Consider the following 20,907-nt stretch of genomic DNA (forward strand, 5'->3'; position numbering starts at 1 on the left):
CACCCGTTCAGATACATCAAGCAGGTGTTTGGTTACGACAAAGTCCGCTATCGAGGCTTGGCCAAGAACAAGAGCCGGCTCTATCTGTTGGCGGCCTTCAGCAATCTGCTGATGGCAAGGAAAGAGCTGCAGGTATAGGGGCAGTGAGCCCAGATGACGCCCCACAGGGGGGGAAGATCCAAAATGGCCGGAAAAACACTCTGAATATTCGGCCATATATCGTCGAGAGTTTGAATTACCTCAGAACCTTGGGGTTATTCAGACTCTCCTTAGTGATTCCAGATGAACGACACGGTTGAACAAATCAAAGATCTTGCTGAAGACTATATAAGGACAGGAGGTTATAGCTCTTTCAGTTTTCGCGATATAGCCCGGGAAGTCGGGATAAAAAGTGCCAGCGTACATTACCACTTTCCAACCAAATCAGACCTTGGTGTGGGAGTGGCACGACGATATATCGATTTTTTTACAGAAACCCTGGGTAACCCGGAAGTAGGACAACCGGATGAATTGATCAGGGACTATATCCTGCTGTATTACCAGAGCATGATACATTCAGACAAAATGTGCCTTTGCACGGTTTTGAGTGTTGAACGGGAAACCCTAACTGAGGAACTGCGCGAGGAAGTTAGAGCATTTTTCGAGTTAAACCTGGGCTGGCTGGGCAGGGTTTCCGCCCGTCATCTGAACAAGAAACATACTTCGGCTGCCGCAACGCAGATGGCATCCCTGATTCTGTCGACGCTACAGGGAGCTATGATTGGTTCGAGAGCGCTGGAAAATCTGGACTACTTCAAGTCAGCATCCCGGAGTCTCTACAGCAGCTTATTCAATAAGAATATTCGATTTATCTAGTAACACTCTCAATAGGTTGGAGGGGTCCAAGCCTGACAAAACCCTGAATTGAGGGTATGAATCACTTCGGCCAAGGCGGTCCACCAATATTTAGTCGAATGATAGCAACACTTATCACACTGACTATTAATTGAGCAACCCGCCAAGGCCTGACACAATTGTTAACTGTTGTCTGAAAACAAACGCTTAAATACCCGAGCGATAAAACAGCCCAGAAGAATGCTTGTCTTGGGTATGGGTCACTGGGGCATCGGTCACTCCAACAGCTTTGATCTCCCCCTGGAAGACAGTCATATCATGAATAGTCCCATGCCGTTTGCCCGCGATTTTGACATAGTCATTATCTCGTGCCACACCATCAGGCAGGCGTTTGTAAAACCCATGTCCGCCAGACACTATGCTTTCTGTATTAGCCTGTTGATAGCCCGTTACGCCAAACAGATAGAGATCATCGCCGTCCACCGTCATTCCTGTAACCCAGTCCTCCTGATTCAGATCCAAAAATTGGTGTTCAAAATCCAGGCTGATCGGGTCGATGCTAAATAGCCCGATATCCCACTCTCTGACCACATCGGATTTCTTAAGTTCACTGTTCGCAACAGCATAAAGCACCCCATTTAGTACAACAGCATCCATAATACGGTCATCTTCTTCCGACCCGAGTATTTTTTCCTCAAGGAGCTTTCCGTTTCTGGAAAACTTCCTCAAGATGAGGTCTAACTTATTAGGATCGTCAATATCAAAGTCCAGTTTAGTGTGGAAGCGATGATTATAGTTAGGAATCGAACCCTGCTGGATTTCGGAGATACCGTAGATATTACCCGCATCATCAACCGTTACCACTGAATAGGGCCTGTCACGAAACAAACTGTTTTCAGCTTCGTAAATCGTCAGTGGCTCGCTCCACTCTTTCTGTAACCGGCTGTCATAAACAGTGACCTTCGGTCCATCATGATTGAGAAAAGCAATCAGGCGCTCTTTGTCGCAAGTCAGTTTTACAGTCTGATATCTCACATAAGAAGAAGCATGAACCCCACTGGAATAACGAACTTCATGATTGGGATCAGGATCCCGTTCCGAGAAGTTATCAATCTGGTACCCCTTCTGCTCCCAGATTGTCCTGGTCATAAATTTGTACTCGTGCTCGGCAAATTCGTCTTTTAGCACCGTTTTGTGGACCAGTACGCCTTCATTGGTATAGCGCTTCAAAGTGACACCAAATAATCCTTCCTCAACCTTCGTCAATTCAGCCAGACTGATTTCTCCGGATGGATGAATACAGGCATCCATATATCCATCTTTCTGGTAACGCGTATTCAAGATATTTTGATGTTCATCCAGGCGGATCATAAAACTTCTCGGATTCCCGCTACGTAGCTTGCTCTCTGAATGTCCAAAAATGTAACTACCGCCGTCGTTTAGTGGTATCAACTTGCGGATTTGAGTTATCTTACGATCATTGAGTATGTAGCTTCCCGGATTCGCATCTGAGGCTTTAAGTGTCAGATTTTCCACTCTACCGCCGGATTGACCGTTCTCATCGCCTCCTCCACCACCGCAGCCTGCCAGTGCTGCAGCCAGAAACAGAACCCCTATAAATTTACATTGATACTCCATTCGATCACTCCATGACTTCGTACTGTATAAGTTATAAATATTGAGTTAAGAAAGTGCGTTTTTTTTGAAGCGGTAAGAATTGCCTTAATTGAAGGCCAGCTATTTAACGAAAAATTGACACGGCCGTCAATTATGATGATGACCTGTTCTATTGCCTTGAGCTGGGTTCTATTACTGGCCCCGATTGTCCTATAAGAGTAAGGGATGCTGTATATCAATTACATGCTTGGATACCTGACTTCACTATCTTACGTCAGACGATGGAAAGGGCCGTTCAACAGTTTAGCCAGTTTTCCAAGTCACAGAATTGATTAAGGGCGGACAATCCAGATAACGTTCCAGATTGTGGGTAAAAATCACTTTGGCCTGGCGTTCCCGCTCAATAATCAGCCTGTTGATAGCAACGATCATAACAAAGGCTAATAATTGAGCAAGCCGCCAACCAGCTTCAACGATTCAGGTGTGATCGTTTAATTAGCAGATCTGTAAAAGAGACCTGAGGAGTTCCGGTCTTTGGTATGGGTAATGGGTGCATCTGTTACGCCGACAGCATTGATCATCCCCTGGAAGACGGACATATCATGAATAATCCCATGCCTTCTGCCCGCGATTTTGACATAGTCGTCATCTTGAACCACACCATCAGGCAGACGCTTATAGAATCCATGCCCATTGGACACGATGCTGTTGGTATCTTTTTGCTGGTAACCTGTTACGCCAAACAGGTACAAATCATTACCGTCCACCGTCATCCCGGTAGCCCAGTCCTGCTGGTTCAGATCCAGCCACTCATGCGTATATTCCAGGCTGACCGGGTTGATGGCAAACAATCCGATATCCCATTCCTTGGTTTCATTATCCATATCAGATTTTTTGATACGGCTGTTTGCCAACGCATAAAGCATCCCGTTATGTACAACGGCATCACTAATCAAATCCATTTCCTGAGTACCAACAACCTTTTCTTCCAGCAACTCCCCGTTCCGGGAAAACTTCCTCACAATAAGGTCCTTATTGTAGGCAGCATCGATATCATAAGGCAGTTTGGTTTTAAAGCGATGATTGTAGTTAGGGATCGAACCCTGGTGAATCTCTGAGATGCCATAGATATTCCCCGCGTCATCAACAGCCACCTCAGCAAAAGTGCGGTCCAGTACGAGGGAATTATCCACTTCATAAATCGTCAGAGGTGCTGTCCACTCCTTTTGCAAATGACTGTCATAAACCGTAATTTTTGGGCCTTCGTGATTCAGGTAAACAACCAGACGCTCTTCATTACAGGTCAATTTCACAATGTTATATCTTGCGTTTGAAAAGGCGTGAACAGAACTGGAATAACGAACTTCATAATCAGCATCTCCCGGACGGTCTGAAAACTCATTGATCAGATAGCCACTCTGCTCCCATAGTTTTCTGTTCATGACCTGGTAACGATTCTCAGAAAAATCGTCCCTGAGTGATGTTTTGTATAATAACCCGCCTTCACCGGAATAGCGTTTCAGAGTGACTCCATAACGATCGCCGTCTTTATTCAGCTCAGCAAGGCTGATTTCCCCGGAAGGATGGATACAGCTATCCATGTAACCATTCGAATGGTAATTTGTGCTGACTATTTTTTGATTCTCATCCAACCTGACCAAAAAGCTCCTGGCATCCATACTGGATGGTTTGCGCTCATAATGACCGACAATCATGCTACCGCCATCATTAAGCGGCATAATCTTTCTTATTTCAGCAACTTTGCCCTTATTAAGAATATAGTTCCCTGGATAAGCGTTTGAAGCTTCAAGTGTCAGGTTTTCCACTCTGCCACCAGACCAACTGTCCTCTCCACCACCGCCTCCGCAGCCTGCCAATGCCGCCGCGACAAACAAATACCCCATTGTTTTACATCGATATTCCATTCGACTGCTCCATGCTCTGTGTCATCAAAATTAGGAATTGACTAATTGGATATGAAAGTACATCTATCGAGAAACGATAAGATCTATCTTCTCTTAGAGAGGGGGGTATTTAACGAGGAATCCTCACGGCCGTCAATTAATTAAATGATTCCCTACGCTATTGCTTTGAGCACAGTGCGCGTTTTGTCCTTGACATCCAGTTTCTGTAATGTGATTGGCACTTGATAGCGCACTATTCCTACGGATGTATGCAACGCGGAGGCTACTTAGTGATTGGAGTATCGATCTGCGATCAGGCTCGATACCCGCTGTTCAGCACATTGTAGTATCTTGATATTTCGCCTTTGTGTTCTTTCACTACGCCAAGATTCCTCGACATATAACGTATGACGCACATTTGGAATGGACCAGCTTTCTAACCAAACCCGTCAGTGGCTTTTTCGAGCCGTAACCCTGCTTATTCAGTCATATATAAGCTACAAGTGCTCGGCTTCGATTTAGTCATCAAGTAACACATCGATGTCTATCCTGTTGCCATAACCTTCTCATAACAATTGCATGGGTAATCTGGGACTTTCAATAATGTATAAGGAAATTCCAATATGCATAAAAACAAATCAGCCCGGCATAGCCTGGCACTCGTATTCACCGCCCTGCTTCCACTATCAGCAACTTCACAGGCACTCACACTGGAAGTTGACAACATCGTCGTCAGAGAAGGCTATATCAGCAGCCAGCCAATAGAAGTACTGGGGGATATGTCCCAATCCGGCTCAGAGGATAACTGGGACGAATATATCGAGTTCTCTCCGGACTCCGACAGATTCAAAGGGGATTTCATCTTCGAACTACCGGCAGGACTTGAGCCGGAAGATCTGGCCTCGCTTGTCGTCGAAAGCAACTTCATGGGCGAAAGCCGAAATAACCAGCGCTGGCTGTTCAAAATCAGAGATTATGAAAACAATCGCTGGATCGTACTGGGCGACAACTCTGACATTAACGAATGGGAATGGCACAATTTCTGGCTGGAGGTCTCCGGCGATGCAGCAGATTTCGTCAATCACCTTGGACAAATCAGAGTTCGCTACCAGTCCAACAACAGCGTGGATATCAGTAACCTCGACTATATGGCGCTGGAAGTGGCGCTCCATGGCGACGATGGAGGAACAGATCCCGGCGACGGCGGCACAGATCCGGATGATCCAGGACCCAATCCCTACTGGTGGCAACCCACCCCAGGGGACAACCTGACCTGGCAATGGCAGCTCCAGGGTAATATCGATCACAACTATGACGTCCACGTATATGACGTCGATCTTTTTAATGTCAGCGTTCAGGAAATCGCCCAACTGAAATCTGAAGGCCGGACGGTCATCTGCTACTTCAGTGCAGGTACATATGAGGGCTGGCGTTCAGAATGGCGTGAGCATTTTGACTTTATCACCAGTGACTCCTACAACGGTTCAGAACCTCCTTTTGCCGGAAACATGGCTGAATGGGACGAGCGCTGGCTGGATATCCGTCGTATTGATCTCCTGGAACCGATCATGACCTCCCGCCTGGATCTCGCCGTTGAAAAAGGCTGTGATGCGGTGGAACCGGATAATATGGACGCCTGGACCAACAGCAGCGAAGTCAGGCTGAACCCCGCGCTTACCGGAGACGATCAGTTGGCTTACAACAAATGGCTCGCCAGACAAGCCCATGAAAGAGGTCTGTCGATTGGTCTGAAAAACGATATTGAGCAACTGACAGAACTCGTCGATCACTTTGACTGGGCCTTGAACGAGCAATGCTTCCAGTACAATGAATGCGAAGCCTATTCTGTATTCACCAACGCAGACAAGGCTGTCTTCGGTGTCGAGTATCAGGGAGATCCGGCAAACTTCTGCGCCCGGGCCAAACAACTCAATCTTCAATGGATGAAGAAAAAACTGGATCTATACGCCTGGCGTCAGGGGTGTGAGGATTACTAGATTCTTTTAGCGCTTATCACCTGACGAATCAGGGGCCGTACCTTAACTTCAGGCCGGCCCCTATTTCACTAGTAGCACTACTTAGTCATTAGTCCCGCCGGGGAATGGGTCTGTTCCAGGATTGCCATTTTGAGAACTTCGACCGTTCCTGAGCACAAACTCAACCTCTCCGTCGAAAAACATATCCGCGATTTCTCGTCGGACCTCCATTCCCTCATATGCTGAAAAGCTCATCTCGAAAGTCTGCTTCAGATCTTCCGGGTCAATAAACATCGCAACAGCATACTGACGGTATTTTTTTGATAAACCACAGGCATCAATAGCCGTTAAAATTTGCCCAATTGTATAATAACTTCCCCCGCCATAATCTTTCGCCAACTTAGCGGGTAAGACGCTCATATAACGTTTGATTGCTCTTTTTTTAAAAAACATTGTTGCTTGCCAATAATTTAAGCCAGCCCTCAGTGTAAACATATAGAAGACCGCTGCATAACCAGAAAATTAATCGGTTTCGAAGTAATACAGGGTCTCCTAAAACACCGGCCAGTTACGGATTCAACAACCCTGGCCAGGTTCCGTTGTTGACGGCTTTCGGATAACCATCATCAACCCGGTCATCACTGATGCTGTAGCGAAGATAGCGCTGACCGGTCAGAAATATATAGCCCCGGCTGTCATTCCATTTGACTGCGGCGGTGATATCTCTGGCATAGTCTCCCATGCCCGGCCAGGTACTGTCATTGATGGGCTTGGGATATCCACTGTCCACGGCATCCCGATCAATGTCATAGCGGATATAATCGCCATTGTTCAGAAAGAAATACACTTTCTGATTATGCCAGCGAAGGGCCGCCTCAATCTGGTTTTTATAGGGCTCAAGTCCGGGCCAGGTCGCATTATTAATTGGTTTGGGATACCCGCTTCTCACCTTATCGCCAATATTGTCATAGTTGATGTACTCACCAGTCGTGAGAAAATAATAGCTGGTCCCCGCATCTTTCCGAAAGCTCGCTGTTATCAGATCCCGATAGGGCTCCATCCCGGGCCAGGTCTGATTGTTGGTCTCCCTGGGATAATCGTCGTCCGACTTATCAAGCACCTTGTTATAACGTACATACTGCTGATCGTTACGGAAGAAATAGGCTTTGAACGCATCCTTACTGATGGCCGCATCCACATTAAACTGATTCACGCGCAGGGCCAGCGGCGTACCGTTCATTTCCACCACATAATCCACGATACCTGGCCCGTCTGTATGCAGATCTGTCCATCCACGATCCATCGAGTAGACCTGATCGACCAAATCACCATTTCGATAAATATTCACAGGCTCCTGCTGGATGGTGTACCAGGTAAAACTCTCAGCCACAGACCCGTCTTCCATCAGTTTTTGTACACCCAGCTCTCCAACCAGTGGCAGGCCATCCAGTTTCCAGGAAGCTTGTATTGGAATACCAAGGTGTCTCAACACTGTCGGCGCAATCGAAGCCTGTGAGGGATAACCATAGAGTCCGTTAAACGCCGTATTGGGAATATCCGCCACCCGCTGCCAGAACTCAGGATTCATGGATTGATTGGAAGCGATGAAGATCGTCTTCTCAGGTTCTGTCTGGTTTCCATGATGACAGCCAATCACCGGCGTACGACCATGGTCTGTCGTGACCAGCACCAGCCAATCATCAGAGGTCAGTCTCTGCAGGCTCTCAACCTGATCCAGAAGCTGCCCCAATCGCCGATCCGAATCATAAACAGACTGATCATAAGCACTGCCAAAACAACTCGAATGTCCGGCATGATCGGGATCATCCAAATGCAGGAATACAAAGTCTGCGGGAGTGTGGGTTAAAGTATCCAGAGCCCGATCAACTACTTGCTGATCATTGAGGCCGCTCGCCACTTCATCGATGTTGGCCACTTCATCGGCAAAGAAACTAGTATTTATTGGTCCCCAGTTCGCAAGGCTTGCCACATAGGAATCCGGCTTGGCTTCTTTCACTCTTTTAAAGAGTCCTGGAAACTCCGAATTTGCCAGCCCCGCATCATTGGATGTCACCTGATGCTTGGACATCCACACCCCAGTCAGAATGGTCGCCCACCCTGGTCCGCTTACAGTAGGCTGTTCCGAGGAGGCTCCCTGAACCCCGCCGGTGTAGGCCTTTGTTATGTTGAGACGATCAAAATTGGGTGTATCCAGCCTTTGAATCTGTTCCAGTTGAAGACCGTCAATTCCGATCAAGAGAACCTTATTATCCGCCACAGCCAAAGACGTTACTGCCAGCAGGCCAACGCCTGCGGTAAAACTCTTCCAGTTAAGCATAATGTCTCCTAGTTTAAAATCTGGTATATACCAGCCTTAGGAGAATAGACGAAATTAATGACAGCGGAGTTACCCGGCGAAATGTTTAAACCGTTCTGAGCAGGTAGTCTCTCAGCACACGCACACGTTCGGGCATCATTTTACGGCTTGAATAGACCAGATAAAGAGCCAGCTCAGGCAATTCGGCAGAGGGCACCAAAGAGATCAACCGGCCTGCATTGATCAATTGAGCGCAGGTCGTTGTTGGCACTAACGCTGCCCCACTTCCCAGTAAACACAGCTGTATTGTCGCATCAATGCTGGAGGCAGTAATGTCTGGCTTTTCAGCCTCAAAAGGCAACATCGCCAACGGATCATGAATGCACCAGCTTTCAGGAACTGAGGAATGTTCCACGGCCGCATACCACTCCGGTGTAGAAACCAGGCTCATTGATACACTGGGCATGGGTCGTGCAATCAATTCACTGTTTCTGACCTTTTTTCCCCTCAAGGCGAGATCAATCCGATGCTCAACCAAATCCTGAATATCATCAGTCATCACGATTTCAATTTTCAGATTGGAGTATTCGTTTTGAAAACTCAGCAGATCGCTGAAAAGTGATTGATCGGACGCCGTGGCAGGCATACCAAGTCGGATGCGTCCAGATAAATCGGAATTCTGCGACAGAGATCGCTCAGAGTGTTCCAGAATTGCCAGAGCCTCTTTGCAGGCTGTCAGATAGATTTGACCTTCATTGGTCAACGAGACCCTACGATTATTGCGATGCAGTAACCGCACACCCAGTTGCTTTTCCAGCCCCTGAATTCTGGCACTGACCGTTCCCCTGGGCAGATTCAGCTGGCGAGCTGCCGCCGAAAAGTTCAACAATTCCGCCACCAGAATAAAAGTTTCCTGATTCTTCAGCATGGATATTTGTCTAATTTATTTTGACATGATGTCTTAGTGTGGATAATTGTTAGACATAATACTGAGCCCTAAACTCTCCGGCAACTTAACAGGAGAGCAAAGCAATGAAGCTGTCTAATACAATGAAGCTGTCTAATACAATGAAGCTATCTAAAACAATATCCCCATCTAAAACAACGAACCTACATAAAGTGTTATCCGCGATCATCATCACTTTATCCGCCACCCTCACCGCCTATGCGAATAGTCAGGAAATCAACATCCAATGGCTTGGCGGCCCCACCATGCTGATAGAGTTTGGTGATATTTATCTCCTCACTGACCCCATGCTGGGAGAAGGCGAAGAGGCATATATCATGGCCGATCCCAATGAAAACTTTGATCTGGCAACAGGCCCCAACGTGAAAACGCACCGTCGACTAACCCCGCTCCCCCCTGTCAATTTGCAACAGCTTGATGCGGCTCTCATCAGTCATACTCATGAAGATCATTTTGACCAAACGGCAAGAAAAGAGCTTCCCAAATCATTGACCATGATCACACATGAATCTGATACCCAATTGATACGGGGCTTGGGTTTTACCAACCATCAATCTCTGGCCTGGGGAAAACAATGGCATATCCGGAAAGGCGATTTTTCTGTCACCATTGAGGCGGTGCCTGCTTTTCACACAGAAAATCCGCAGTTCAAGTCGATTCTTGGCCATGGAAACGGTTATTGGTTCGAGTTTGAACATAACGGCTGGCACAAGACAGCTTATTGGACGGGGGATTCATTTCTCACTGCCTCCGTGCTGGAGAGCCTGATGACCAAGAGCAAACCCGATATTTTTGTGCCTCACCTGGGCCGGGTCGGTACCACTGGTCCCCTCGGGCAAATATCGATGGGTGCTGACGAGGTAATCGAGGCTATTCAACGCCTGCAGCCGAGATACACACTCCCAATTCATCACAGCACCTATGAACTGTATTTGGAGCCCGTCAGCGAGTTGGTTAAAAAAGCTCAAGAAAAGGAGCTTAACGTAGACGTTCTCGCCGCTGGTTCCTGGATCAGCTATCGTTAGTCAGTAGACAATAATCAGAAGACATTGACCCAAGGAAAGGCTGAACAGAAAAACCCGGTTTTAGGAGTTTGTCAGGTGCCCCTATCTCGCCTGACAAACTCCCTGGATATCCAAAAGACCACAAAGATCGTCGGCCACCAGAATGCAAAATACAGGAGGATTTGTGCTGGAGCATAGTTGGGTGTCATACGGCCGAATAACCATATCGTTAATTTCCTCATGAATTCTGTATCTGTCCCCAATGCCGTCAAAGGCATAAACAGAATCTCCAAGTATTTATGTCCCAGGTCTGCCGGCATTACAAATGCCGGAATGATAAGGATTGCAGTATTGATTAACGATAAAAGCAGTACCGCTATAAAACCGACTATGCCTGACTGCGGCAAAGTGACTCTCATGATCTTCAACGCCTTTTTTCTTCCACGGCTTTTCGTTGGGCGGCCTTATAGCGCCTGATATTCTCCACCACATCGTCCGTTTTCTCAAAAGTGACATCAGTCGGCAGAGGGATGTCACTACTGAAATCAGGATTTTTTCGATATTTCAGGAAGAAGAAACGCACGAAGATCATCACTAATCCAACCGCCACGCAAAACAAGCCTTGCTTCATCTCTTCCCATCCTTCCACTTCCCTGCGGTCAACATGGGTCGTGACTGATTCCGGATACAAGATTGTTATAACCCCGAGAAGCACAAACAACGGGCCCATAATTGTCAGAGCCATTCGCGTGTAATTGTATGCATTAACCAGACTTTTCATATTTGGATTTTGCCGTCTGCGACTTTTCTAACCTTCTTCTTTCATCATCGTTGTAGGCCCTTTGTGAAGGAAGAAAGCGAATGCAACACTGATCATTCCCCCCAAAATAGTCGCCAGAAATGGCAAATAGGTCTGCTGATAAGCCTTCTCTGAATAGGATTCGGGGTAATGCCCATCTTTCAGTATGATCCAGGCCAAGACACAGCCGACCAGAAAGACAATTGAAACCAAAGGCAACTGATATTTTGGCGCTGAAATATAGGTCAAAACAACCACGGAAAACGCGGCAAAAAATCCCGCGACAGGAAGCCCCCAGACCCCGAACAGACTGGCAATCAGGAAACCACCCACACCACAGAACACAAACGCCCCGAATACCGCAAAAAAAGCGACCACCCAACGTTCAAACTGACTAATCATTGCTCTCCGTAAATGCTCCTTTGGCAATTAATTCAATTGACGTCGAAAAGCGTACACTCAAGGTCTCCAGAATTCTTTGGACAAGTGATTGAAATTCTATCCACCCGATCGCACCTTCTTCCAGCGCCATGTAATAATCCCCCATCTCATTGACATAAAATCCCCAAAGGGTGTCGTTGATTTCGACCTGCCCTTCTCCTTGTCCATAGTTGAGCGGTTGGCCTGAACATTCCTCAGGAATCGCTTTTGCCAAATCCTCTTTGCATAGAAACTGAATCTTCGAGCTCTTCAAAATAAGCTTCATATAATCCGAGTTCCTCCATTCTGCATCCTGATTGCCAGCGTACCTGACGTGAGCCATCACTCCATTCATAAAAGACGGAGGATTAAGTCTCCAGCGATTTATCCACTTTTTCAGCTTTGAAAACATCTTTACTCCCGGTCAATACGACAATCAGAAGTATGATATCGATGACGATACTCGCCAAAAACGCTGGTACCTGGGCCAATAAAAGGCCGCTGTCAGTTCCCAGGAACAAAACTCCCTGGATAATAGCCCAGAGGATCGATAACCCAAGCGCCAGATAGATTGTGTTTACTGCAAATGATTTTGTCATTAACAGGAAGATGCCCGACAGAAGATATAAGGCCCCTATCGCCATCGACACCAGCCCCATCAGCATTCCCCAGGATTTATACCAATCCGGAAACTGCAGCTGTTCCTGCATGGCATCATAGAACTGGGACATATCCAACGTCTGCTTTTCGCCATCCTGCTCTATTTCCCAACTGATTTTTGGTACACCTGCACCATCCTCACCCTGACCGAACGCCGTCATCATCTCTTTGTGCATATCCATCATAACTGGCATCGCGATCTCCTGGGCGGCACCGAGAATCCCCAACCCACCAAAGATAATCATCAAAATACCTATTACCGTTACCCATGTGGGCTTATTCATTCAAATCTCCATATTCAGTTTTCATCAACATGTTATGACGCTCCGCAATATTCTATTTTACAGCAGTCAACTGCGTTTTCAGACGATAGGGAGCCGCAAGCTGCCGCGAGGTATACGAGATAAACATGGTGGTAAGCGAGAATCTTGGTGACAAGCGCTCACCCCAACAAAACGCGCCATCATTGATTAATTGGGCATACAGAAGCAATACTTTATCGACTTAAAGAAACTTTAGCGATAACGACGACCAACAGGCAGTTCCCAAGCGTACCAGTCAGGAATAAATGGGGAATCCGGGTTAGACCATATGCCCGCTTGGGAAACGTGACAACCTGGGATAGCATGAAGGATCGGAGGTATATTTCATGCATATTCTGCTGATCGAAGATGCTGACATATTGAGACAAAGTCTGGAAACAGGGTTAACCGATGTCGGTCATAAAGTTGACAGCGTTGCGGATGGTTTGGAAGGCCTTCAGCGAGCCCTGGACTATCCATACGATCTGATTCTGCTGGATGTGATGCTGCCCCGGGTGGACGGATTTCAGATCCTGAACCAGCTCAGAGCTTCCAATAACGATATCCTGATTCTGATGCTGACCGCCAGGGATGCGGTGGAGGACAGAGTTCAGGGTCTGACTCAGGGAGCAAATGATTACCTCACCAAACCCTTCCACTTTTCCGAACTGCAGGCCAGAATTGAAACGTTGTTCAGGCGCAGATTTGGACTCAAGCAACATCGTATCAGCCTGAGGCATCTCACACTTGAAACCAATACCAAGACGGTGTTATCTAACGGCATCAGTCTTAATCTGCCACCCCGTGAGTACGCACTGCTTGAATATCTGATGCTGCATCGGGATCGAGTGGTCTCCCGTTCCGAATTGGAAGACCATATCTATGACGAATATATTGACCCTATGAGCAACGTGGTGAATTCAGCCATCTCCACCCTGCGCAAACAAATTGACCAACCCGGTCAGCCATCGCTGATCAAGACCTGCAGAGGGTTCGGCTACCAGATGAGTGAATCGTGAGATCTATCCGACACCATATTGTCGTCATGACGTTTTCTGTTGTGATGATCTTTCTGCTTCTGCTTTGCATCGGCAGCTATCTGACGGCAAGACATTACCTGATCAGTCAGTTTGACCAGGAGTTATTGGCAGATTTTCAGAACGTGGTCGGCATGACCAAGATCTGGCCGGATGGCGATCTCTGGGTGGATCTGGATAGCGAAGTACTGACCAGCTATGCCGTAAACGGTAACAAAATTTTCCAGGTCTGGACAGCGGACGGAACTGAAACACTGGATCGATCTCTCTTGTTGCAGGAACAGGACTTTCAAATTAACCGCCCTGTCCGAAACCGTGATGGCGAGCCGGAAATCTTTGATAGTACCCTGGCCAACGGTCGGGATATTCGGGCGATGATTCAAACGGTTTACCCGCAATGGGGCTGGGACGATATATCACCCGGCCTGGAAGTGGCTCAATCCATTAAAGACACCAAAGTGGAAGTGCTGGTCGCCCGCGACAGAAAACCGCTTGATCAGGATCTCACCACTCTGGTTTACCGGTTTACTGCTTTCATTGCCTATGCTGATCTTCGCTGGGGTATGGTACAGCACCCGTCAGGGCCTCAGGCCACTGCAGCGACTAACCTCACAGGTGGAATCCATTCAGAGCACACACCAGCAGGAGCGCTTGAACACCGATTGGCCTGAGGAACTGCTTCCCACAGCCGAGAAAATCAACGAGCTACTTGACCGGCTTGAACAACACTTCATGCGTGAAAGGCGCTTTACCTCAAGCGCTGCCCATGAATTACGCACCCCCATCAGCGAACTCCAACTGGCCACTGATGTGGCATTACGCGCCCGAGAAAATCCGCAACGCCTGCTAACGGCTGTACAGCAAGCCAATACAATTGCAGAGAAAATGGCGGAACTGGTTCGCTCTCTCTCGCTGCTCACCCGCCAGCAGCGTGATGAGTATTCCATCAAAAAAGAGACGGCAAACCTATGCGAACTCATCCGCGATGAAGCCCTTCTCAGCCAACCCATTGCAGAAGAGCGCTCAGTGGCAGTTAACCTTCAGCTACCGGAATCCCAATTTATCTATGCAGATACCTCGTTGTTGAAATGCGTGATCAGCAATCTGATCAACAACGCATTCAGCTACGCACCTTCGGATACCGAGGTATTGATTCAGCTTGTAGTGTCCGGTCCACGGCAGGATAGCCTTGCACTGAAAGTCCGCAATATTTGTCCGCAAATCTTGGAACAGGAGCTTGATTACCTGTTCGAGCCATTCTGGCGCAAGGAGAATGTGTATGGGACCCAGCATCATTTTGGGCTGGGACTGGCCATCACCCGAGAAGCGAGCCAGCTATTGGGGTATGAACTGGGGGTCAGCAAACCGGCTGCCGACATTATTGAGTTTACTCTTACAGCGAAGTTGGAGGCCTGACTGTTCAGAATGGACAGCTTCAAGCCTCCTGCTAACACTACCCTTTATTTCCGAGATAGTCCCAGCTCTGCCTGACACCAATCATGTGAATCACCCCAAATGTCAGGCAAATCAGCGAACTCCAGATCCAGAATCCAGCCCCTAATTCTGTGACATAGGAATGTTCCGACAGCACTGGGACAAAGAATCCATAAGTACCACGTATGCAATACACAGCGGTGATCAAGACAAGGCAGATACGAAGTAATGGTAGGCGGAAAAGCAATCCTGCCCCTGACCAGGCGTATAACCCCCAACCGGCCAAAATGGCCGTAATGGCAAGCGTCACAATGACTGGATACAGACTTCCCTGTTCTGATAATTGCGCCAATTCCTCTCCGGCGCCAAAAAACCGGTACCAGTCGGCACCTCCGAATATCACGGCCACATGAAGCGCCGCGGCGAGAAAACTTAGCCACCCTGCTAAAATTAAAAATCCGTTTCGTTGCTCCATAGCGTCTCCTTTAACTTGTTCTCGATCCTTTTTATTTCCAGTTCCATGTGCTGGAAATGCGTACTATACCACCAAATATCACTTATAACTCTGATAGAGTCCCAGCGTTAGTTTTCAGAGGCGGTTTGTCAGCACTTCGTCATGTGGCAGACCCTGGCAAAAGAGGGAGCGAGCCCGTTGCAATGCGGGCAAACAACCTTCGGAAATATTAATCCGGACAATAAAAAAACAACGGATATGGCTTCGTCAAGATTTATACAAGCTCTTTCGTCGAGATGTCTCAAGCGCCTTGTCACGACTTTGCTGGCCGTTACAGTCATTGGAGGTTCATCTCTTATGCATGCGGAAAGCAACCTTGATCCTCATGACCCTTCCTGGTCGCTGCAGAAAGATCAGGACGGTATTCAGGTCTATTTCAAACAGGTCACCGGCTCCAGTGTCAAAGCCTTTATGGGCAAGGCCGTCATGTCTGCATCGATGAGTAGTATTCTGAAAGTTATGCAGGAAGCGGAAACCTGCGTGGAATGGGTGGAAGGCTGTGCACATGCCCAAACCCTTGAGGGCGGTGGATTCAGGGAATTCTATCAATATGCCGTGAACAATCTGCCGTGGCCAGCCAATGACCGGGATTACGTCATTAAAGTCCAGGCCAATGATGACCCAGACACCGGCATTGTGGAAATTTCACTTCAGGCCGTCGAAGGCCTGGTACCGGAAACCCGCAATACTCGCCTAAAGAATATGGATATCCGCTACACCCTGAACCCCTTGGATGACGAACACACCGCCATCACCTGGGTACAGCATACTGAACCGGGAGGCTTTATCCCCGGATGGCTGGTCAATATGCTGTTGTTAGATATTCCCTACTATTCCCTCACCCGCTTGGAACAAGTGGCCAACCGCCCCGAGTATCGCACGGCAAAGTTTGTCTATAACGAGCAGAATGAGATTGTTGGGTTTGAGTGAGTCCGGGAATCACTCAGACTTGCAGTCAATACTTAATCCCTTCCCAGTCAAAATCGATACCCAAGACTTTCAGTGAACACTTCAGTATCTTATTCGCATCTTCGACACTCACGACGGCATATTCGTCTTGGTATCCAAAACACACCCCCTCAAACTGAGGGAGATCATCTTCCTCCATATCACTTTCCAGGTAAATATACGCGACTTCATAGCCAATACTTTCGCCCTTGGACAAGCTTTTAAGGCAATCCAAGTATTCCTCCTCATCAACATCAATTGAGAAAGCTTGAATACTGCAATCAATGATAGCTTTATCGTCGGTTTCAATTTCTATGCCTTCAAAGCATGCCTCAAAAATCATTCTATTAGCTCTCAGGGTCTACAAGTTTTTTAATTTTTCAATAAGAGCCTTATCTAAAATATCCGCTTCTTTATCCGGATCTGGCTTTACTATTGGTGCCTTCATGTACTCACCATATTTTTCATAATCCGGGTAAGGATCGGGTATTCCAGAAGAGTTTTGGGTCTCATATTTCTTAACCGTATCAGGCAAGACCCTAATTTCGTGAAGCCTGTGTTTCATCAGAAAAAACTGCAGAAATTCAATAGTTTCTTCAACGTAAACGGCTTTATCTCCCAACTCGCGATTTATGCCAAGGCCACCAATTGCGTCAAATCCATAGCTCTCTCTATCGTCGGTACTGAGCCTGATTTTAAATGTTTTTCCTAAATCAAGACCTTCGTTGCAATCAATACAGAGTAATAAGTAATTGGAAGACATATCTGACCTTTGGTAATTAGCAATGTTCGTTGGCCACGATGCCAGTAGAAATTATCAACTAGCCAGCATGGCAGAATAATCTCCCTTTTATCAAATAAATGACAGCATAAAAATCTGTTTGAGTATTGCTTCATTCTCTGTATTGTCACCAGTGCACGACGATAATAACCAGTGCTGTACATAACGACTGACTTCAGCAATCACGAATCGGTCACCGCAGCCGGGTGAGCGGCTGCCACTGAGCAATACCATACAACAAAGGAAAAATAGGAGATTAACGATGAGTAAAATGGAAACCCGCATGATGCGACTAATGGTCACTGGATTTCTGGCTTTCGCGTCCATGACAGGCTACGTGCAGGCAGAGGAAAAGCAAGTGGTTCGCCTGGCATCAGATTTCACCTACCCTCCCTTCAACTACCGGGATCCTGACGGTAAACCTGTGGGTTTTGACATCGAAATCGCTGACGCTTTATGCCAGGAGATGCAAGTAAAATGCGAATGGGTAATGCAGGACTGGAGTGGCCTGATTCCAGCGTTACTTTCCAATAAAGCAGATGCCATCATGGCGTCTATGCGAATCACCGAAGATCGCAAGCAGAAGGTTCTCTTCACTCACAAGTACTATCAGACTCCGGCACGCTTTGCCGCCAGAGCTGCGGACCAGATCGATATCAGCAAAGCGGGACTGAAAGGTAAAACCATCGGGGTGCAGAGAGGCACGATCCATGATCATTATGTGACGGATATGTTTGGTGATGTGGCTGAAATCAAGCGTTACAACGGCCAGGAGGAAGTTTATCTGGATGCTTCCAGCGGCCGTCTTGATGTCGTATTCGGGAACTCAGACCAGTTAGCCCTGGCGTTTTTGGATAAAGACTCAGGCAAGGAATTTACATTCTTCGGCGAAGCCGTCAAAGACCCCAAATATATTGGTGAAGGGACTGCGCTGGCACTTCGTAAAAAAAGATACCAAACTTGCCGAAGATTTTAATCAGGCCATTGCCGCCATCCGAGCTGACGGCACTTACGACAAAATTGCCGGCAGATATTTTGATTTCGATATCTACGGAGACTGAAACCATTTGAAATAAACAAAAAAGAGTCGAGTTAGTTTTTTATGTTTATTTTCAATAAAAAGCCTCGGCTCTCAAAACTCAAGTCCTGAGGAAGTGTCCATATAACGTCCACGCAGGTCACCAATGTGGGTATCTAATGAGATTTTTGAACAGTAACCGATATGGGTGGATAGGGTGAATGTTGCAATTATTGGTTGAATCCACGTTTTCAGCGCAGAGGCGCCGCTAGCGCCGTCCTGCTGGCTTTACTTGTTAAATTTTATTTTTCCGTTGAACCAAACTAAACCAGTTACCAGAGTTGTCTATGCCCATAGCTTCGACGCCATAAAGCTGATCGGTGGGTGGTTGGATAAACTCCACTCCTTTAGCCACAAGCTCTTCGTACGTTTCTTGGCAATTCTCAGTTTCGAAAACGCCGGCTCCAAATGCGCCTTCTTCGATTAAACTTCGTATTTTATCGGCGGAGTCTTTGGTGAACATCGGTCCCTCTTTTGGCTCTGCCAATACCAACTGAAATTGTGAATTAGATTTCGGAAATACAGTTAGCCATCGGAAACCTCCTTCTACTTTCATGTCATCACCGACCTCGAAACCGAGCTTGTTTTTGTAAAAATCAAGAGCTTCGTCCTGATTAAGTACGTATATTGTTGTATGCGCTATGGATGTGATCATCTATATATTCCCTATTGTTAATTCATCTCTATTTTATAGAAATAATCTAAATGATATTTCTCCAATATTGCTCAATTAGCCAATTTTCCTACAAAATTGTACGCATAACATGCCGGTATAGCCTGCGAGGGAAAACGGTACGCTTCAGTAGACAAAGCCCAAAGCTTACGACGATATAAAGTAGGTGCCACACCAACTTGTTTTAAAAACAATGAAGAAAAGCTACCAAGACTTGTGTAGCCCACTTTCTCGCAAATTTCTGAGACACTAAAGTTTTCCGTAATCAGCATTTTCTTAGCTTGTTCGATTCTAAGACGAATCAAGAATTCGTTAGGCGTTTCTCCATAAGTATCCTTGAAAACACGCAAAAAATGATAAGGTGACATATATGAGCACTTTGCTATACCAGATAAGCTGAGCGGTGCTTGATAATTATTAGCAATATAATCCCTGCCAGCATTTAATCTTTTAAAATTGTAGTTAGTAGCCATAAAATACACTTCTGGATTCACTTTGTTACTGCAACACTCTTGTATAAACCGTCTAGGAGTCAGCTGCGCTAAGATGCAGACTTCTACCCGACCAAGAGTAAGCCGTCATGCCTTCTTTCACGCAGCTGAATCGAGAACAACGATATCAGATTTATGCCCTGAGAAAACAACATCTTTCACAAGCCAAGATTGCACGAAATATTGGTGTACACCGCTCTACTGTATGCCACGAATTACGACGATGTCAGGGTATTTCACGAAGAAAACGGACTTTAGACATATGGCAGATCAGGAGGTACAGAGAGTGGCAAATCGACTTAATCATCGACCACGAAAAAGTTTAAACTACAGAACACCAGCAGAAGTTTTGTTGGGACAGAAACCAATGTGGCAGGATTGGGTGAGTGTTGCAGTTATTGGTTGAATCCACCTCCTAGCGCTTGACGCTTTACTCACCGACTAGCGTTAGCGAAGTCCGGTACAGTAATTTGTTATAGCCAGTTTTATACCTGACACTCTGAAATAAACCTAGTGCCATCAAATTGGTATTTCTCCCAGCTCGGGGAAAATTTTACAGTATTAGTATTCCTTGTGAACGTGACCACATGGAAACCTTTGCTCTTTGCTTCATCCTGACAGGCACTTGGCGCCAGAGAAATCAACACTTTGTTAGATTTCATTTCCTCGATCTTATTTCTCATCGTATTATCATCCACTTGCTTGTCTAGATGATTGTAAAACTCCTTTATACTGTTGAAGTTTTCAGGTCCAGAAACCGGCTTCCCATTTTTCAACATATAAAGATAATCAAAATAGCTATCGAGAGTTGGAAACTGCCCATTTTGGGCAGAAACGCGCTTGTAGGATACCAAACATTCTCCATCTAGGGAGGCTCTGAATAACTCCCCAAATCAGTCATAATACGGCCAACTTCACTCATCAGGAATACTATCCATGGATCAGATGACTTTCTCCGAAGCTGAATACCAGAATAAGAAGCGTAAGACCCGCCGGGAAATCTTTCTGGAGCGAATGGATAAGCTGATCCCATGGAAACGCATGGAAAAGAAGATCGCCCGCTATTACCCCAAGGGCGAGAACGGCCGCCCTCCGTATCCGTTATCCACCATGCTTCGTGTCCACTGCATGCAGCTATTTTATAACCTCAG

26 protein-coding genes and 1 pseudogene are annotated in these 20,907 nt (G+C 46.7%); 12 read left to right on the forward strand and 15 right to left on the reverse strand.

Going from position 1 to position 20,907, the window contains the following annotated elements:
* A partial coding sequence (locus F566_RS36705; RefSeq protein ID WP_020405375.1) for a transposase occupies positions 1–138 on the forward strand: 138 nt, incomplete at its 5' end.
* 144 nt (positions 139–282) lie between these two features.
* Complete coding sequence (locus tag F566_RS0102380; protein ID WP_020405376.1) at positions 283–855, forward strand: TetR/AcrR family transcriptional regulator; 573 nt, start codon at positions 283–285, stop codon at positions 853–855.
* Between the two features lie 186 nt (positions 856–1,041).
* Here the strand turns inward: F566_RS0102380 and F566_RS0102385 are convergent, their stop codons facing one another.
* Together F566_RS0102385 and F566_RS0102395 are read right to left on the reverse strand one after the other, a co-directional pair.
* Positions 1,042–2,472, reverse strand: coding sequence for a hypothetical protein (locus F566_RS0102385; protein ID WP_020405377.1), 1,431 nt, complete (start codon positions 2,470–2,472; stop codon positions 1,042–1,044).
* A 470-nt stretch (positions 2,473–2,942) separates the two neighbouring features.
* Positions 2,943–4,376, reverse strand: coding sequence for a hypothetical protein (locus F566_RS0102395; RefSeq protein WP_020405379.1), 1,434 nt, complete (start codon positions 4,374–4,376; stop codon positions 2,943–2,945).
* A 602-nt stretch (positions 4,377–4,978) separates the two neighbouring features.
* Here F566_RS0102395 and F566_RS35130 point away from each other — a divergent pair.
* Positions 4,979–6,352 (forward strand): endo alpha-1,4 polygalactosaminidase, encoded by a 1,374-nt coding sequence (locus F566_RS35130; RefSeq protein ID WP_020405380.1) that lies wholly within the window; start codon positions 4,979–4,981, stop codon positions 6,350–6,352.
* An 81-nt stretch (positions 6,353–6,433) separates the two neighbouring features.
* Here the strand turns inward: F566_RS35130 and F566_RS31675 are convergent, their stop codons facing one another.
* From F566_RS31675 to F566_RS0102415, 3 genes are all read right to left on the reverse strand, one after another.
* The gene (locus F566_RS31675; protein ID WP_157496584.1) at positions 6,434–6,826 is read right to left on the reverse strand and encodes a DUF6559 family protein; all 393 of its coding nucleotides are present in this window, start codon (positions 6,824–6,826) and stop codon (positions 6,434–6,436) included.
* 73 nt (positions 6,827–6,899) lie between these two features.
* Positions 6,900–8,669, reverse strand: coding sequence for an alkaline phosphatase family protein (locus F566_RS0102410; RefSeq protein WP_020405382.1), 1,770 nt, complete (start codon positions 8,667–8,669; stop codon positions 6,900–6,902).
* An 85-nt stretch (positions 8,670–8,754) separates the two neighbouring features.
* Positions 8,755–9,576, reverse strand: a complete 822-nt coding sequence (locus F566_RS0102415) for a LysR family transcriptional regulator (protein ID WP_020405383.1) — start codon at positions 9,574–9,576, stop codon at positions 8,755–8,757.
* 104 nt (positions 9,577–9,680) lie between these two features.
* On the opposite strand from F566_RS0102415, the gene F566_RS0102420 reads away from it, so the two are divergent.
* Positions 9,681–10,640 (forward strand): MBL fold metallo-hydrolase, encoded by a 960-nt coding sequence (locus F566_RS0102420; protein WP_020405384.1) that lies wholly within the window; start codon positions 9,681–9,683, stop codon positions 10,638–10,640.
* 403 nt (positions 10,641–11,043) lie between these two features.
* On the opposite strand, the gene F566_RS0102430 is transcribed toward F566_RS0102420, so the two are convergent.
* From F566_RS0102430 to F566_RS0102445, 4 genes are all read right to left on the reverse strand, one after another.
* Positions 11,044–11,400: a hypothetical protein gene (locus F566_RS0102430; protein ID WP_020405386.1), complete on the reverse strand. Its 357-nt coding sequence runs from the start codon at positions 11,398–11,400 to the stop codon at positions 11,044–11,046.
* 27 nt (positions 11,401–11,427) lie between these two features.
* Positions 11,428–11,820: a hypothetical protein gene (locus F566_RS31680; RefSeq protein ID WP_020405387.1), complete on the reverse strand. Its 393-nt coding sequence runs from the start codon at positions 11,818–11,820 to the stop codon at positions 11,428–11,430.
* A complete protein-coding gene (locus tag F566_RS0102440; RefSeq protein WP_169334429.1) occupies positions 11,813–12,124 on the reverse strand; it encodes a hypothetical protein in 312 nt (103 codons plus the stop codon). Before F566_RS0102440 ends, F566_RS31680 begins: the two co-directional genes overlap by 8 nt.
* Positions 12,125–12,206: 82 nt before the next feature.
* Complete coding sequence (locus F566_RS0102445) at positions 12,207–12,782, reverse strand: hypothetical protein (protein WP_020405389.1); 576 nt, start codon at positions 12,780–12,782, stop codon at positions 12,207–12,209.
* Between the two features lie 365 nt (positions 12,783–13,147).
* Here F566_RS0102445 and F566_RS0102450 point away from each other — a divergent pair, with 365 nt between their 5' ends.
* Genes F566_RS0102450 through F566_RS0102460 form a run of 3 tightly spaced genes read left to right on the forward strand, consistent with a single transcriptional unit; the run spans position 13,148 to position 15,253 of the window.
* On the forward strand, positions 13,148–13,819 hold the full coding sequence (locus tag F566_RS0102450; RefSeq protein WP_020405390.1) for a response regulator transcription factor: 672 nt from the start codon (positions 13,148–13,150) through the stop codon (positions 13,817–13,819).
* Positions 13,816–14,508 (forward strand): sensor histidine kinase N-terminal domain-containing protein, encoded by a 693-nt coding sequence (locus F566_RS0102455; RefSeq protein WP_020405391.1) that lies wholly within the window; start codon positions 13,816–13,818, stop codon positions 14,506–14,508. Before F566_RS0102450 ends, F566_RS0102455 begins: the two co-directional genes overlap by 4 nt.
* Positions 14,489–15,253, forward strand: coding sequence for a sensor histidine kinase (locus F566_RS0102460; protein ID WP_020405392.1), 765 nt, complete (start codon positions 14,489–14,491; stop codon positions 15,251–15,253). The genes F566_RS0102455 and F566_RS0102460 overlap by 20 nt, the downstream gene beginning before the upstream one ends.
* 37 nt (positions 15,254–15,290) lie before the next feature.
* On the opposite strand, the gene F566_RS0102465 is transcribed toward F566_RS0102460, so the two are convergent.
* A complete protein-coding gene (locus F566_RS0102465) occupies positions 15,291–15,746 on the reverse strand; it encodes a hypothetical protein (protein ID WP_020405393.1) in 456 nt (151 codons plus the stop codon).
* Positions 15,747–16,082: 336 nt separating this feature from the next.
* Between F566_RS0102465 and F566_RS0102470 the strand changes: the two genes are divergently transcribed.
* Positions 16,083–16,715 carry an START domain-containing protein gene (locus F566_RS0102470; RefSeq protein WP_051085249.1) on the forward strand — a complete coding sequence of 211 codons (633 nt, stop codon included), beginning with the start codon at positions 16,083–16,085 and terminating at the stop codon, positions 16,713–16,715.
* Between the two features lie 25 nt (positions 16,716–16,740).
* Here the strand turns inward: F566_RS0102470 and F566_RS0102475 are convergent, their stop codons facing one another.
* Both F566_RS0102475 and F566_RS0102480 read right to left on the reverse strand, forming a co-directional pair.
* On the reverse strand, positions 16,741–17,076 hold the full coding sequence (locus F566_RS0102475; protein ID WP_020405395.1) for a hypothetical protein: 336 nt from the start codon (positions 17,074–17,076) through the stop codon (positions 16,741–16,743).
* A gap of 18 nt (positions 17,077–17,094) precedes the next feature.
* Complete coding sequence (locus F566_RS0102480) at positions 17,095–17,496, reverse strand: hypothetical protein (RefSeq protein ID WP_020405396.1); 402 nt, start codon at positions 17,494–17,496, stop codon at positions 17,095–17,097.
* A 280-nt stretch (positions 17,497–17,776) separates the two neighbouring features.
* Here F566_RS0102480 and F566_RS34720 point away from each other — a divergent pair, with 280 nt between their 5' ends.
* Positions 17,777–18,490, forward strand: a complete 714-nt coding sequence (locus F566_RS34720) for a transporter substrate-binding domain-containing protein (RefSeq protein ID WP_020405397.1) — start codon at positions 17,777–17,779, stop codon at positions 18,488–18,490.
* Positions 18,432–18,575, forward strand: a complete 144-nt coding sequence (locus tag F566_RS38120; RefSeq protein ID WP_425402004.1) for a transporter substrate-binding domain-containing protein — start codon at positions 18,432–18,434, stop codon at positions 18,573–18,575. Before F566_RS34720 ends, F566_RS38120 begins: the two co-directional genes overlap by 59 nt.
* Before the next feature lie 252 nt (positions 18,576–18,827).
* On the opposite strand, the gene F566_RS0102490 is transcribed toward F566_RS38120, so the two are convergent.
* Together F566_RS0102490 and F566_RS0102495 are read right to left on the reverse strand one after the other, a co-directional pair.
* Positions 18,828–19,247, reverse strand: a complete 420-nt coding sequence (locus tag F566_RS0102490) for a VOC family protein (RefSeq protein ID WP_020405398.1) — start codon at positions 19,245–19,247, stop codon at positions 18,828–18,830.
* A gap of 71 nt (positions 19,248–19,318) precedes the next feature.
* Positions 19,319–19,738 carry a helix-turn-helix domain-containing protein gene (locus tag F566_RS0102495; protein ID WP_020405399.1) on the reverse strand — a complete coding sequence of 140 codons (420 nt, stop codon included), beginning with the start codon at positions 19,736–19,738 and terminating at the stop codon, positions 19,319–19,321.
* A gap of 107 nt (positions 19,739–19,845) precedes the next feature.
* Here F566_RS0102495 and F566_RS37525 point away from each other — a divergent pair.
* Positions 19,846–19,995: pseudogene (locus tag F566_RS37525) on the forward strand (helix-turn-helix domain-containing protein); the annotation flags it as partial.
* A 246-nt stretch (positions 19,996–20,241) separates the two neighbouring features.
* Here the strand turns inward: F566_RS37525 and F566_RS0102500 are convergent.
* On the reverse strand, positions 20,242–20,610 hold the full coding sequence (locus tag F566_RS0102500; RefSeq protein ID WP_020405400.1) for a hypothetical protein: 369 nt from the start codon (positions 20,608–20,610) through the stop codon (positions 20,242–20,244).
* A gap of 82 nt (positions 20,611–20,692) precedes the next feature.
* Here F566_RS0102500 and F566_RS0102505 point away from each other — a divergent pair.
* Positions 20,693–20,907, forward strand: a 215-nt coding sequence (locus F566_RS0102505; protein WP_020405098.1) for an IS5/IS1182 family transposase, incomplete at its 3' end; no start/stop codon positions are given.

It is taken from the genome of Hahella ganghwensis DSM 17046 (assembly GCF_000376785.1).
Lineage (GTDB): Bacteria > Pseudomonadota > Gammaproteobacteria > Pseudomonadales > Oleiphilaceae > Hahella > Hahella ganghwensis.